This is a genomic window from Haematobacter sp., from assembly GCF_032102465.1.
Taxonomy (GTDB): Bacteria; Pseudomonadota; Alphaproteobacteria; order Rhodobacterales; family Rhodobacteraceae; genus Haematobacter.
The window spans coordinates 14,398-29,112 of sequence record NZ_DAMDHB010000005.1; the positions used below are offsets into that span (position 1 = coordinate 14,398).

At 66.6% G+C, this 14,715-nt stretch carries 12 protein-coding genes; 11 read left to right on the forward strand and 1 reads right to left on the reverse strand.

Translation table 11 applies throughout. The features are described 5' to 3' along the window. Nucleotides 1–50 precede the first annotated feature (50 nt). Nucleotides 51–1,160, reverse strand: coding sequence for a hypothetical protein (locus tag RT513_RS05150; protein ID WP_313533693.1), 1,110 nt, complete (start codon nucleotides 1,158–1,160; stop codon nucleotides 51–53). A gap of 327 nt (nucleotides 1,161–1,487) precedes the next feature. On the opposite strand from RT513_RS05150, the gene RT513_RS05155 reads away from it, so the two are divergent. The 11 genes from RT513_RS05155 (at nucleotide 1,488) to RT513_RS05205 (ending at nucleotide 14,715) form a co-directional block, all read left to right on the forward strand. After that, complete coding sequence (locus RT513_RS05155; RefSeq protein ID WP_290687658.1) at nucleotides 1,488–2,999, forward strand: ABC transporter substrate-binding protein; 1,512 nt, start codon at nucleotides 1,488–1,490, stop codon at nucleotides 2,997–2,999. A gap of 18 nt (nucleotides 3,000–3,017) precedes the next feature. Further along, nucleotides 3,018–3,977 (forward strand): ABC transporter permease, encoded by a 960-nt coding sequence (locus tag RT513_RS05160; protein WP_290687660.1) that lies wholly within the window; start codon nucleotides 3,018–3,020, stop codon nucleotides 3,975–3,977. Then, a complete protein-coding gene (locus RT513_RS05165; RefSeq protein WP_290687662.1) occupies nucleotides 3,974–4,786 on the forward strand; it encodes an ABC transporter permease in 813 nt (270 codons plus the stop codon). The genes RT513_RS05160 and RT513_RS05165 overlap by 4 nt, the downstream gene beginning before the upstream one ends. Beyond that, nucleotides 4,783–5,589, forward strand: coding sequence for an ABC transporter ATP-binding protein (locus tag RT513_RS05170; protein ID WP_290687665.1), 807 nt, complete (start codon nucleotides 4,783–4,785; stop codon nucleotides 5,587–5,589). The genes RT513_RS05165 and RT513_RS05170 overlap by 4 nt, the downstream gene beginning before the upstream one ends. After that, nucleotides 5,586–6,350: an ABC transporter ATP-binding protein gene (locus RT513_RS05175; protein WP_290687667.1), complete on the forward strand. Its 765-nt coding sequence runs from the start codon at nucleotides 5,586–5,588 to the stop codon at nucleotides 6,348–6,350. Before RT513_RS05170 ends, RT513_RS05175 begins: the two co-directional genes overlap by 4 nt. Beyond that, complete coding sequence (locus RT513_RS05180) at nucleotides 6,340–7,119, forward strand: DUF1684 domain-containing protein (protein WP_290687669.1); 780 nt, start codon at nucleotides 6,340–6,342, stop codon at nucleotides 7,117–7,119. Before RT513_RS05175 ends, RT513_RS05180 begins: the two co-directional genes overlap by 11 nt. 462 nt (nucleotides 7,120–7,581) lie before the next feature. Next, a complete protein-coding gene (locus RT513_RS05185) occupies nucleotides 7,582–8,736 on the forward strand; it encodes an osmoprotectant NAGGN system M42 family peptidase (protein ID WP_290687671.1) in 1,155 nt (384 codons plus the stop codon). A 137-nt stretch (nucleotides 8,737–8,873) separates the two neighbouring features. Further along, entirely contained in the window at nucleotides 8,874–10,649 is a 1,776-nt protein-coding gene (locus tag RT513_RS05190) for an N-acetylglutaminylglutamine amidotransferase (protein ID WP_290687675.1), read from the forward strand. Continuing rightward, on the forward strand, nucleotides 10,646–12,427 hold the full coding sequence (gene ngg / locus RT513_RS05195) for an N-acetylglutaminylglutamine synthetase (protein WP_290687677.1): 1,782 nt from the start codon (nucleotides 10,646–10,648) through the stop codon (nucleotides 12,425–12,427). Before RT513_RS05190 ends, ngg begins: the two co-directional genes overlap by 4 nt. A 58-nt stretch (nucleotides 12,428–12,485) precedes the next feature. Further along, a complete protein-coding gene (locus RT513_RS05200; RefSeq protein WP_290687679.1) occupies nucleotides 12,486–13,814 on the forward strand; it encodes an MFS transporter in 1,329 nt (442 codons plus the stop codon). 88 nt (nucleotides 13,815–13,902) lie between these two features. Beyond that, the gene (locus RT513_RS05205; RefSeq protein WP_290687681.1) at nucleotides 13,903–14,715 is read left to right on the forward strand and encodes a TOBE domain-containing protein; all 813 of its coding nucleotides are present in this window, start codon (nucleotides 13,903–13,905) and stop codon (nucleotides 14,713–14,715) included.

A 14,715-nucleotide genomic window follows, 5' to 3' on the forward strand; every position in this document is an offset into this window, starting at 1 on the left:
GACCGGCGCTGATCGCGCCGGTCCCTTTGGTCATGGGTCCGTTCATCCTGTCAGCGGTTGTAGGACAGACCGCCCCAGATGCGCCCTTCGTCCCGGTGACGACCGCCATGCACAGCACCGATATAGGCAGCGGCACCGGCAACAAGAGAGGCCGCGGCAAGCAGGAAAGCCGTGAGGATAGTGGCTTTACGAGCCGTCTCGGCTGCTTCGGCCGCCTGTTGCTTCGCTTCCTCGAAGCGTTGCTCGGCCTCGGCGCGGAGTTGCTCGGCCTGTTGCTTCGCGTCCTGAACGCGTTGTTCGGCCTGAGCGCGGATCTCGTTGGCGCGATCTACAGCCTGATCAACGCGCGCATCGACTTCCTGCTCCGACAGACCCGTGCGCGCGGCGACCTGCTGGCGCAGGAACGCGCGGTCCTGATCCGAGATCTCGCCCGTTTCAACGAGGTTCACGAGGATACGGCCAATCTGACGCTGCATGGCTTCAGGATCGTTGGCCGCTCCCGGCATTCCGGGCATGCCCGGTTGCTGCTGGCCGGGACGCAGCAGAGTATCGGTGATATAGTCAACCGGGTTGGATTGCAGACCCTGCGGGAGCATATCCTGCAGCGCCGGAGCAACGGCATTGCCCGCACCCTGCACAAGACCGCCGACCGCCTGACCCGCGCCGGAAACGACACCGCCGGCGAGCTGACCCGCACCCTGGGCGATACCGCCGACCGCAGTCCCCGCCGCTTCCGTCACGGTGCTGGCCGCACTGCCCACGGCCTTTGCCCCGCCGGAAATCGCGCCGGCGGCGAGCATGCCGCCGACCAGCATTCCAAGGCCCCATACCGCAAGCCCGTGAATACCGTCGCGAGCGGTTACTTCATCACGCACGGCGCCATCGACCCGCCGCCGCATACGACCGGCGATATAACCGCCGAGCATGTAGATCGCCACCATGGCAATCACTGTGAAGAGAGCGGTGACAACCAGCCACCACAGGCTGATCCCGCCGCCATCGCCGTCATCGACGGAGATGGATCCGAGCCCAAGGCCCGCCGCGAATGTCGTCATCACGACGGTTGCCCCGCCCGCGACGACTGTCCCTGCAAAGATCGCAGCCCAGTCCACATAGCTCCGACCGGGATCGCGGGTGTCCGTCACACGGACCTGTTCCACCGGGGCGGCCATCAGCGCAGACCCAGGAAGGAAAGGATGAACAACACGATGACCACCAGACCGACAAGATAGATAATGGAATTCATGACTGCCTCCGAAATCTCTGGTACGTCTCACGTACCGCTGCGGTAGAACTTGGCTGCCAAGGGGATGTTCCGCAGAAATTCGTCGAATTCAGATACGTTGTGGCATGAGACATTTCTGCCGCGCCCTTTCGCCGGTCTTTGCCGGAAGGCGGCATCGGGCATATGGGAGATGCGGAGGGGGTCGACAGCGCTGCGAGAACTATATTACCGCTCGCGACAAGATCATTCGAGGAACCAGACCATGGCCGAGACGCTGCCCTTTTCCGCCGCCCTCCCCCGGATCACCGCGGCGCTGGTGGCCGCGCTTCTGACCGGGACCGCGCCCGGCGCGCTGCTGGCTGCGGGCGATCCTGCGGCGGTCATCCGGGTGGGATCGCTCTATGAGCCGCAGAACCTCGACAATACCGCGGGGGCGGGACAGGGGATCAGCGAGGCGTTCAACGACAATGTCTATGAGGCGCTCTACCGGCTGGCCGATGACGGCTCGGTGGAGGCGGTTCTGGCCGCCGGCCATGAGGTGAGCGACGATGGCCTGACCCATACCTTCACGCTGCGGGAGGGGGTGCATTTCCATTCCGGCGACCCGCTGACCGCGGCGGATGTGAAATATTCCATCGAGCGGGTGAAGGCCGAAGGCTCGCGCAGTTCCCGCAAGTCGAGCCTCGCCACCATCGACAGCGTGGAGGCCCCGGATGACCAGACGGTCGTCGTGCGGCTGAAGTCGAAGTCGATCTCTCTGCCCTACAACCTCAGCTATGTCTGGGTGGTCAATGATGAGGCGGGCGACATCACCCAGAAGGAGGATGGCACCGGCCCCTACCGGCTGGCAGGCTGGCGGCGGGGCACGGCGCTGTCGCTGGAAGCCTTCGATGGCTACTGGGGCGATGCGCCGAAGAACGCGGGCGCGACCTTCAGCTATTTCACCGATGCCTCGGCCCTCAACAACGCGCTGCTGACGGATGCGGTGGACATCATCACCTCCGTTCAAAGCCCGGATGCGCTGGCCCTGTTCGCCGATCCCTCCGCCTTCACCATCTCGGAGGGCCGCTCCACCACCAAGCAGATCATGGCCTACAACGACCGTGTTGCGCCCTTCGACAACGTGAAGGTGAGGAAGGCGCTGGCCCGCGCAGTGGACAAGAAGCGGCTTCTGGAAGCGATCTGGGGGGACCGGGGCATGGTCATCGGCTCCTTCGTGCCGCCGACGGATGCGTGGTACGAGGATCTGACCGGCGTGGACCCCTACGACCCGGAAAGCGCGAAGGCCCTTCTGGCGGAGGCCGGACTGGCGGACGGCTTCGCCTTCACGCTGGAGACGCCGAACTACGACCCCCACCCGATCACCGCAGAGTTCCTGAAGGCGGAACTGGCGAAGATCGGGGTGACGGTGAACATCCGCCTCATCACGGCGAACGAATGGTACACCAAGGTCTATCAGGCGCATGACTTTCAGGCGACGCTGCAGGAGCATGTGAACCACCGCGACATCGTGTTCTATGGCAATCCGAACTTCTACTGGGGGTATGACAATCCCGAGGTTACCCGCCTGATCGCGGAAGCCGAGGCGAGCGACACGGAAGCGGGGCAGGCGGAGAAGCTCCGGCAGGCCAACGAGATCATCGTCGCGGATGCAGCCTCCAACTGGCTTTTCCTTTACCCGCAGATCGTCGTCTCCAACACCCGGACCACGGGCTATCCGGTGAACGGGCTGAACGCGCAGTTCTTCCTGCGCGGCGTCGAGAAGGCGGAGTGACCTGACGGGGCAGGCGGCATGGCATGCTATCTCCTTCGCCGGACGCTGATCCTGTTCGCCTCGCTGCTGGTGGCCGGGCTGGTGCTGTTCGTGCTGCTGCGCCTGCTGCCGGGGGATCCGGCGGCGGCGCTCCTTTCTGTCGGTGCGGATGCGGAGCAGATCGCAGCCGCGCGGGCGGAGGTGGGAAGCGATCAGCCGCTGGTGGTGCAGCTTGGCCGTTTCCTGTCGGACATGGCGCGGTTCGACTTGGGCCGGTCCTTTGTGAGCGGGGCGGAGGTTCTGCCCGAGATCCGGGCGCGGCTGGCGGTGACGCTCCCGCTGACCTTCGCGGCCTTTGCTCTGGCGCTGGTGCTGGCGGTGCCTCTTGGCATCGTGGCGGCCATGCGGGGGGACCGCTGGTATGGCGCGCTGATCTCCGCGGTGTCGCAGCTCGGGCTGGCGGTGCCGGTGTTCTGGATTGGCATCCTGCTGGTCTGGATCGTGGCGGTGAAGTGGCGGCTGCTTCCGGCGAGCGGCTTTCCCGTGCGGGGCTGGGCCGATCCGTTGGCGGCCATGCGGGCGCTGCTCCTGCCCGTCGCGACCATTGCGGTGGTGATGAGTGCCTCGCTGATCCGCTACGTGCGCTCCGCCACGCTGGACGTGCTCGGCTCCGACTATATCCGCAATGCCCGCGCGCTGGGGGAAAGCCTGCCGGAAGCGATGATACGGCACGGCATCCGCAACGCTTCCCTTCCCGTCATCTCCATCCTCGGGATAGAGCTTGCCTCCACCCTGCTCGGCGCGGTGGTGGTGGAGCGGGTGTTCGCCCTGCCGGGGCTTGGGTCCATGTTGCTGCTCGGCATCGAGCAACGCGATTATCCCAGCGTGCAGGGGGTATTGTTCGTCTCCACGCTCATGGTGCTGCTGATCGGCTTTGCCGCGGACATCCTGCAACGGCTTGTCGATCCGCGGCTGCGTGACGCGGGAGCGCGGCGATGAGGCGGGTGGTGCTGGGGATCGGGTGCCTGCTCGTCGGGCTGCATGTCGCGGTGGCGCTGCTGACGCTCGTCTGGACGCCCTATGATCCGGCCGCGATGGTGGGGGGCAGGCTCTCTCCCCCGTCCTGGGCGCACTGGGCGGGGACGGACCGGCTCGGGCGGGACTATTTCACGCAGGTGATGATCGGCTCGCGCATCGCCCTGACGGTGGGGGCCGGCGCGGTGCTGATCGGGAGCGTGATCGGCACGGTGCTGGGTGTCCTTGCCGCTTTCGCGCAGGGGGCGGCGGATGACGGGCTGGCCGCGACCTTCGACATCCTCATCGCCTTTCCGACGCTGCTGCTGGCCATGCTGATCGTCGCGGCGAGCGAGGGGGCAAGCCTTTCGACCGCGATCATCGCCATCGGGATCGCGCTGTCGGCCATCGTGGCGCGGCTGGTGCGCATCCTGACGAAGCGGGTGCTGACGCAGGATTACATCACCGCCGCCCGCTGCTCCGGCGCGGGCTGGCCGCGCATCGTGCTGACCCATGTGCTGCCGAACATCCTGCCCACGCTCATGGTGGCGCTGGCCTTGCAGTTCGGGCTGGCTGTGATCGCCGAAGCCTCGCTCTCCTATCTGGGGCTGGGGGCGCCGCCGCCGAATGCGTCCTGGGGCCAGCTTCTGCAACAGGCGCAGTCCACGGTGTTCACGGCGCCCATAGGGGTGATCGTGCCCGGGCTGGCCCTGCTCACGCTGGTGCTGGGGATCAACTTTCTGGCCGACGGGCTGCGCGATCTGCTGGACCCGGAGAGGGAGGGCGCGGCATGACCCTTGTGCAGATCGAGGCACTGACGGTCGGCACGGCCCGGCAGCAACTCGTTCACGGCATCAGCTTCTCCATCGCGCCGGGGGAGCGGCTTGGGCTGGTGGGAGAGAGCGGTTCGGGCAAGTCGCTGACGGCCATGTCCGTCGTGGGTCTGCTGCCGCCCGGGCTCCGGGCCGGCGGGTCCATCCGGCTCGGAGGGCAGGAGGTGGTGGGGCAGCCGGAGCGCGTGTTGAACGATCTTCGCGGGCGGGTGGCGGCGGTGGTGTTTCAGGATCCGCGTTCGGCGCTCGACCCGCTGATGCGGCTTGGTGATCAGCTGGCGCTGCCGCTGCGCCGCCATGCGCGCCGCTCGGGGATAACGCTCGACCGCAGGGCGCTCCGGTCGGAGCAGCTCGCCGCGCTGGAGCGCGTGTCCATCGCCGAGCCGGAGCGCATCCTCGCCGCCTGGCCGCATGAGGTGTCGGGCGGACAGCGGCAGCGGGTGGCCATCGCCATGGCGCTGGCCTGCCGGCCGCAGCTTCTCATCGCGGATGAGCCGACGACCGCGCTCGACGTGACGACGCAGGCGGAGGTGCTGGACCTGATCGACCGGCTGGTGCGGGAGGAGGGGCTGGCGCTCCTGTTCATCAGCCATGACCTTCCGGTGGTCGCGCGCATCACCGACCGGATCGTCGTGATGGAAAAGGGGCGCGCGGTGGAGGAAGGGCCGGTCGAGCAGGTTTTCACCCGCCCGTCCCATCCCTATACCCGTGGCCTGATCGCTGCCGCCCGGCGGCTCGAGGCGGCGCTGGAGGGGCGGACATGACGCTCCTGTCGCTCCGCCATGTGAGCCATGCCTATCGTCCGGGCGCGCCCGTGCTGGAGGATGTGTCTCTCGACCTGCGGCAGGGGGAGAACCTCGGTATTCTGGGAGAGAGCGGGTCGGGCAAGACCACGCTCATGCGGGTGATGCTGGGGCTGATCGCACCCGATGCAGGCGTGGTGGAGGCGGGGGGCAGCACGCTCGACACCCGCTCCGCCGCACGGATGCGGGCGCATCGCCGGATGGTGCAGCCGGTGTTTCAGGATCCCTATACCTCGCTGGATCCCCGGATGCGGGTGGCCCGGATACTGGCGGAGCCGGTGCAGGCGCTGGCCCTTCCCGTCGATGCGCGGGCGGAGGCGTTGCGTGTGCTGGCCGCCGTCGGCCTGCCCCCCGACAGTCTGGAGCGGTTTCCGCGCGCCTTCTCCGGCGGCCAGCGCCAGCGCATCGCCATCGCCCGCGCGCTGATCGCGCGGCCCAAGGTGCTGCTGGCCGATGAGCCGGTGAGTGCGCTCGACCTTTCCACCCGCGTGCGGATCGTCGATCTGCTGCGCGATCTGTCGCGGGAAACCACGATGGTTCTCGTCTCACACGATATCGCCATCGTCGCGGCGCTCTGCCCGCGTATGGTGGTGCTCGAACGCGGGCAGGTGGTCGAGGCGGGCGAGACGCGCGCCATTCTTGACGCCCCCCGCCATCCCTATACCCAGCGGCTGCTCGCAAGCCTGCCGCGTCTGCCGGAAGGAATGACCGATGACCGATGACGCCTATCGTGCCGAGATCGAAGCATGGCGCAACCAGCGTCTTGCCGCGCTGACAGCGCCGGACGGCTGGCTGAACCTGACCGACCGGGTGGAGATTGCGCCCGGCACCCATCAGGTGGGCAGCGGGCCGGAGAGCGACGTGCCTCTCTCCCTCGGGCCGTCGCGGCTCGGCGTGCTGGTGCTTGGCGCGGACGGAACCGCGACCTTTGACGACGGCACGGGTGCGCGCGCTTTCGTTGCCGCGGGGGACAACCCGCCCCAGCTTGAGACCGGCGGCCTGCTGCTCGAGGTGACGGAGATCGAGGGGCAGCACGCCCTGCGGGTCCGTCAGATCGACGCGCCGTCCCGAACGGCCTTCGCAGGGATCGAGAGCTTCCCGCTGGATCCCGCTTGGCGTGTGGAGGCGGAGTGGCAGGCGCTGGCCGCGCCCGAGCGTCTGGGGATCGACACGGTGAAGGGTATCCCCACCTCCGTCAGCATCACGCATGAGGCGCGGTTCTCACATGACGGCGCGGAGGTGGTGCTGCTGCCGACCCATTGGAAGGGCGGCAAGCCGATGTTCGTGATCCGCGACCGCACCTCGGGGCCGGAAACCTATGGCGCGGCGCGGTTCCTGATCGGTGACGTGCGGGGCGACAGGGTGATCCTTGACTTCAACAAGGCGTTCAACCCGCCCTGCGCCTTCACCGACTTCGCCGTCTGCCCGCTGCCTCCGGCGCAGAACGTGCTCCCCTTTCCGATCAGGGCAGGAGAGAAGAAGCCGCACTGAGCGAGGGGGGATGCCGACTTCGGCCGAGCGGGAAAGTTTGGCGGCAGGCACAGGAATCCGGCGACCGTGTATGCCTTGAGGGCAACACACCGCGCTGGTCACGCGCCTGAATGATGACCGCACCGGATTGCTGTTGGCCCCGGTCGTTTTCGATTGCCGGGAGGGGCACGGAGGTTGATGGCTTCGCGCCTTCCGATGACGGGACGGGCTGCTGAAAAGCTCTGAGCTGTCATGTCACTGCTCTGGAAGTCGGGGCATCAGCCCCGGACGCACCGGAAATGCGTGAATTTCTGGCGGTATTCCCGGATTGCGGACAATTTCCCCTCCCGCGCGGACCTGAAACGTCTAGTCCGGCAACCGGCCAGGGAAAGCCTGCGCCGCACTCCCCGCCGCCCGGACCGGGCATCTGCCCCGGCGCTGCGGGGGTTGACCCGTGCCGGGCCTGCGGCATCTGTTGGCCCCATGCAGACCACCATCACGATCGACCCCGATTATCTCACCCGGCAGCTTGCCAGCCTTCTTGCCATACCGAGCCCCACCGGTTTCACGGATGAGGCCGTCCGCCACGTCGCGGAGGAGTTGGAGCGGCTCGGCCTTCATGTGGTTCTTACACGGCGCGGTGCGATCCGGGCGCGACGGCGCGGCGTGGCGCGGCGCCCGGCGCGGAGTATCGTGTCGCATGTCGATACGCTTGGCGCGCAGGTCAAGGCGCTGAAGGCGAACGGGCGGCTGGAGCTGGTGCCTATCGGGCACTGGTCGGCGCGTTTCGCAGAGGGCGCGCGGGCCTCCATCATGTCGGACCGGGGTGTATATCGCGGCACCGTTCTGCCGCTGAAGGCCTCTGGCCACACGTTCAACGAGGAGGTGGACAGCCAGCCTTCCGGCTGGCCGCATGTGGAACTGCGGGTGGATGCGCTCTCCCGCGATGTCCATGATCTTGCGGGGCTGGGCATAGATATCGGTGACATCGTCGCCATCGATCCGCAGCCGGAGTTTCTCGACAATGGTTACATCGTCTCCCGCCATCTGGACGACAAGGCGGGAGTAGCCGTCATGCTGGCGGCGCTGGAGGCGATGCAGCGGGAGCAGGTGGAAACGCCGGTGGACAGCTACTGGCTTTTCACCATTGGGGAGGAAGTGGGTGTCGGCGCCTCCGCCGTGCTGACGCCGGAGATCGCGTCGCTGGTCGCGGTGGACAACGGCACGACAGCACCCGGGCAGAACTCCTCCGAATTCGGCGTGACGCTGGCGATGGCGGACCAGACCGGCCCCTTCGACTATCACCTGAGCCGGAAGCTCCATGCGCTCTGTCTCGATCACGGGGTCCGGGTGCAGAAGGACGTGTTCCGCTACTATCGGTCGGACGCGGCCTCTGCGGTGGAGGCCGGACACGATGTGCGGACGGCGCTCCTTACCTTCGGGGTGGATGCGTCGCATGGCTACGAGCGGATCCATCTCAATGCCCTCGTTTCGCTGGCCCGGCTTCTGGTGATCTATGCCGCAAGCGAGGTGCTGATCGAGCGGGATGCGGAGGAGGTGGCGCCGGGTCTGGAAGGGTTCACCCACCAGGATCTCCCCGAAGCGGAGCAGGTGCAGAGCAGCGAAGATCAGCCCTGAGGGCGATCCATCCGGTTTTCTTATGGAACCAATCGGGTATCCGTCGGTTTGCCTTATGAATGTGCCGAGCCTGCGGCCTGATTTTGCGGGCGTCGGCACCTTTTTGCGTAACGACAAAGGAGGCCTAGGCCCAGTTCATGTGTGGTATTTGCGGAGAAATTCGGTTCGACGGCGCACAGCCCTCGGTCACGGCGGTTTCGATGATGGCGGACGCTCTGGCGCCCCGCGGGCCGGACGGAGCAGGGGTCGTGGTGCGCGGCAATGTCGGGCTGGGACATCGGCGGCTGCGCATTCTGGACCTGTCCGACAAGTCGCAGCAACCGATGATCGATGCGGACCTTGGCCTTACCATCGTTTTCAACGGCTGCATCTACAACTTCCGCGACCTGCGCGCCGAACTGGAGGGCAGGGGGTATCGCTTTTTCTCCGACGGCGACACGGAAGTCATCCTGAAGGCGTGGCACGCCTGGGGTGAGCGTTGCGTGGAGCGGTTCCATGGCATGTTCGCCTTCGTCATCCATGAGCGCGACACGGGCCGGGTGGTGATGGCGCGCGACCGGTTCGGGATCAAGCCGCTCTATCTTTCGGAACGCGGGAAGCAGGTCCGCTTCGCCTCCGCGCTGCCGGCGCTGCTTCGCGCTGGTGATGTGGACACGTCTATCGACCGGGTGGCGCTGCAGTTTTACATGAGCTTCCATGCGGTGGTGCCCGCGCCCCGCACCATCCTCGCCGGGATCGGCAAGCTGCCGCCTGCGACTATTCGCATCTATGAGCGCGACGGCACCTTTGCCGACCGGCGCTACTGGGATCCGGCGTATGAGCGGCGTGCCGAGGATGGCGGCATGACGCGGGAGGACTGGCAGGAGGAACTTCTGGCCGCGCTCCGCCTCGCCGTCAAGCGGCGCATGGTGTCTGACGTGCCGGTGGGCGTGCTGCTGTCCGGCGGCGTCGATTCCAGCCTGATCGTCGGCCTGCTCGCGGAAGCGGGCCAGACGGGGCTGATGAGCTTTTCCGTGGGGTTCGAGGAGGCGAATGGCGAGAAGGGCGACGAGTTCGTCTATTCCGATCTCATCGCGCGGCATTTCGGGACCGATCACCGCAAGATCTTCGTCCCCTCTGGCGAGTTGATGTCGGCTCTGCCGGGCACGATCGCCGCCATGTCGGAGCCGATGGTGTCATACGACAACGTGGGCTTCTACCTGCTCTCCAAGGAGGTTTCCAAGCATATCAAGGTGGTGCAGTCTGGCCAGGGCGCGGATGAGGTTTTCGGCGGCTATCACTGGTATCCTCCGCTGGTCGAGTCGAACGATGTCGTGCGCGATTATGCCAAGGGTTTCCGCGACCGGCCCCACGACGTGCTGGCCCGCCAGATCCAGTCGCGCTGGATGGCGGACCGGGATGTGGCTGGCGAGTTTCTCGCCGGGGAACTGCTCCGCGCCGGCGCGGATACTCCGGTGGATGCGGCGCTGCGGCTCGACAGCAACGTGATGCTCGTCGATGATCCGGTGAAGCGGGTGGACAACATGACCATGGCCTGGGGGTTGGAGGCGCGAGTGCCCTTCCTTGACCATGAACTGGTGGAACTGGCCGCGCGTATTCCGGTGGAAGAGAAGCTCCGCGAGGGCGGCAAGGGCATCCTGAAGGATGTCGCGCGCCGGATCATCCCTAGCGAGGTGATCGACCGCAAGAAGGGCTACTTCCCTGTCCCGCAACTGAAATACATCGACGGTCCCTATCTCGACATGCTGAAGGACACGCTGAATTCGCAAGCGGCGCGGGAGCGGGGGATCTTCCAGCCGGCCTATCTCGAGACGCTGTTCGATGCGCCGTCGGAGCATATCACCCCGCTTCGCGGCTCGGAGCTTTGGCAGGCGGGCCTTCTGGAACTGTGGCTTCAGGAGCAAGGCGTATGACGATGGAGCGGTCGGGGCTTCGTCCCCGCGGCAAGGGGACGCGCGCCGTCTCGCACCGGCTGACCCGCCTGCGCACGCCGGCGACGATAGACGAGCAACGCGACCGCCTGCGTCGGGATGCGGTGCCGGGGGAAAGCGCGGTGCTGGACTGCGGCTGGGGGCGGCTGCTGTTCGGCGCCACATTCCCCAGCCACGCGGCGCTGCTGGAGGAGCTGCGCAAGGAGGCGCCCGGCGCTCGGGACATCGCCTTTCACATCCGCGATCCGCATGTGCTCCTGTCGCTCGCGCCGCAGGAAGTGTTTCTCGATCCGTCGCACACCTACCGGCTGGAACTGTCCACCTATCGCTCCGGCGGGCGAAAGCCCAAGGGCATCGCGATCCGCAGGATGATCGCGGAGGCGGATGCAGAGGGTGTGAATGCCGTCTATGCCGCCGCGGGAATGGTGCAGATCCGGCATGATTATCTGGAGGGGGAACGCAACAACCGCTCCGTCACGCATTTCGTCGCGCAGGAGGAGGAGACGGGCCGGATCGTGGGCACGGTGACGGGCATCGATCACGAGCGTCTCTTTGCGGACCCGGAGCGGGGGGCCTCGCTCTGGTGCCTTGCGGTTCATCCGCAGGCGCGGCAGCCCGGGATCGGGGAGCGGCTTGTCCGTACGCTGGCCGAGCATTTTCAGGCCCGCGGGCTGAGTTATATCGACCTTTCGGTGCTGCACGACAATGAGGGCGCGATAGGGCTCTATCGGAAGCTCGGCTTTCGCCGGGTGCCTTTCTTTTCGGTGAAGCTCAAGAACGCGATCAACGAACGGTATTTTGCGCAGCCTCCGGCGGAACATGCGGCGCTGAATCCCTACGCGCGGCTCATCGTGGACGAGGCGATGCGGCGCGGCATCCGGGTGGAGGTTACGGATGCGGAGGGCGGCTTCTTCCGTCTCAGTCATGGCGGCCGGTCCATTCGCTGCCGCGAGAGCCTGTCCGACCTGACATCTGCGGTCGCCATGTCGATCTGCGACGACAAATCCGTGACGCGCCGGGTGGTAAGCGCCGCGCGCGTCACCGTGCCCGCGCAGATCGACGCCGATGCGGAGGAGGAGGCGCTGGAGCAATTCCTTGTCACCCATGGCAAGCTGGTGGTGAAACCGGCGCGCGGGGAGCAGGGGCGCGGTATTTCAATCGGCATTTCGACGATGAAGGACCTGAAAGCCGCCATCCGTGCCGCGCGGAGCGTATCGGAGCGGGTGCTTCTGGAGGCGTTCCATGAGGGAGAGGATCTGCGACTCGTCATCATTGATGGCGCGCTGGTGGCGGCGGCGCTTCGCCGCCCACCGCGGGTGACGGGGGACGGGCGCACGCCGCTCCGCCGATTGATCGAGGCGCAATCCCGCCGCCGGTCGGCCGCCACGGGCGGGGAGAGCCGGATACCGATAGATGCCGAGACGCGCCGCTGTCTGGAGGGACAGGGCCTCGACCTCGACAGCGTGCCGGCGGAGGGGCAGGACATCACGGTTCGCAAGGCCGCGAACCTGCATACCGGCGGCACCATTCATGACGTCACGGCGCAGGTGCATCCCGAGTTGGTCGACGCGGGTCTCAGGGCAGCGCGGGCCATCGGTATTCCGGTTGTGGGCATCGACCTGATGGTGAGCGATCCGACGGCGCCCGAATATATCTTCATCGAGGCCAACGAAAGGCCGGGGCTTGCAAATCATGAACCACGACCCACCGCCGAACGGTTCATGGATCTGCTCTTTCCCGCGACCCGTGGTGCGCGCTAGCTTGGGCTGACCGCTTCCGCTTCCTACTGTCAGTCGGACCATCAGACGGAGATCGCCCTTGGGATCCTTCAACCGTATCCTTGTGACGGTCGGCGCGACGATCATCGGCATCAGCATCGTCCAGCTCGCCAACGGTTATCTCGGCACGCTCGTTTCCATGCGAACGGCGAGCGAGGGGTTTGCCCCGCTGATGGCTGGTCTGGTGCTGGCGGCCTATTACGGCGGCTATACCATCGGCGCGGCCACCGTCAGCGGCGTGTTGCAGCGCGTGGGCCATATCCGCATGTTCGCCGCATTGGCGGGGATGGTCGCGGCTTCGGTCTCGCTCCAGCCGGTATTCACCTCGCCGGAGGCGTGGATCGCCATCCGGCTCTTTACCGGCATCGGCTGTGCGGGGTTGTTCGTGACGGCGGAAAGCTGGCTCAACGCCTCCACGACGCAACAGAACCGCGGGACGATCTTTGCCATCTACATGGTGGCGACCTATGCAACCTTTGGGCTGGGACAGTTCGTTCTCACCTTGCCCGCGCCGGGCGGGTTCGAGCTGTTCTCGCTGGCCGCCGCCCTGTTCTGCATCGCTCTGCTTCCGGTGAGCCTGACGCGCCGCATTCCGCCCACGCTGACGCCCGGCCCACGGTTGAGCCTGCGAGAGTTGCAGCACGTGGCCCCCGTGGCTTTTGCGGGCTGCGCGGTATCAGGTCTGATCAGCGCGTCGTTCTTCAGCCTGATGCCTGCCGAAGCCCAGGCCACCGGGGCGACGACGGAACAGGTGTCGCGGCTGATGGCGACGGCGATCTTCGGGGGCCTGGCTTTTCAGATCCCGGTTGGCGCCGTATCCGACCGCTTCGACCGGAGGATCGTGGCTGCGGTGCTGGCGGGGGTGCTGGCGATCCTGTGCCTGGGCATGATCCTGATCCCGCCGGGGGGGTGGATGCGGCTGGTGCTAACCTTCCTGTTCGGCGGCTTCATGGCGACGATCTACCCGGTTTCCGTCTCTCACGCGAATGACCGTGTCGATCCCGACAAGGTCGTGTCGGTGAGCGGGCAGCTCATCCTCATCAACGGAACGGCATCCTTCTTCGGGCCGCTGCTGGGCGCATGGCTGCGGGGGATCGGGGGGATCACGTTCGTCTTTGCCTACATGGCGACGGCGGCGGTGCTGTTCATTGCCTTCACCCTCTGGCGCGTGCGCAATGTCGCACCTGCGGAGCGGCGGGAGCGGCCTTTCGTCATCCTGACCGAGCGGGTAGGCCAGCAATTCGCCCATGCGCCGGACAGCGACGCGCTGCCGGATGGCGTTGCCGCAGAGGCGGTTCAGGCGGAGGCGGATGCGGAGGAGGCCGCGCGGGAGCCGGAACCATCCCCGAAGGATCAGCCAGAAGGCTAACCCGCTGTCATGACGATGTGAAATGGGCTGTTGACCGGCGCCGCAGGCAATATGTAAGCTGACGACATATCGCCTGTGGAGCCTGTCCTTGACCGCCATCACCTCCTCCGTCTCGCTTGCCATACCGGATCTCGCTCCCGCCGGGATCGAGCATGTGCGGTTGCTGGAGGCGATCGGGCGGGAGGGCAGCATCTCCGCCGCCGCCCGCGCCATCGGGCTGAGCTACAAGGCCGCATGGAGCAGGGTTTCCGCTCTCAACACGCTGGCGGGACGGCCATTGGTCGCGTCGCAGCGAGGGGGCGCGGAGGGGGGTGGTGCCGCTCTCACCCCCGAAGGGATCGGGTTCGTGGAAGCGTTCCGCCGGCTGGAAGCGGAAACCGCCGATGCAGTCCGGCGCTTGTTCAGCGATCCCGCAGGTCCGGTTCTGGAGAAGGGGCACGTGCGCGGCGGGTTCTTCCGCACCAGCGCCCGCAACGCCCTGCCGGGTGTGGTGATCGACGTGGAGGACGGGCCCCTCAATGCGCTTGTCCGCCTTCGCATCGCCGGAGGGCAACTGGTGGAGGCGGCGATCACACGCGCGAGCCTTCTTGAGCTTGGGTTGTTTCCGGGCCGCCACGCCCTCGCCCTCATCAAAGCGCCTTTCGTCCATCTGCTTCCGCCGGGGGAAAGCGGTAGCAACCGCTTGCTGGGCCGGGTTGTCAGCATCGAGATGGAGGAGGGTCGCGGCGCCGATGCCAGGGGGGAGGTCACGCTGGATATCGGCCCTCCCGACGGGCCGGACATCGGCGCGCGACTGGTTGCCGTGGCGCCTGTCTCCCGGCTCCTCACCCTAGGCCTTGCGCCCGGAACCGTTGCCCTGGCGCGTTTCGAGCCGTCACAGATCATCTTCGCAACAGATTGA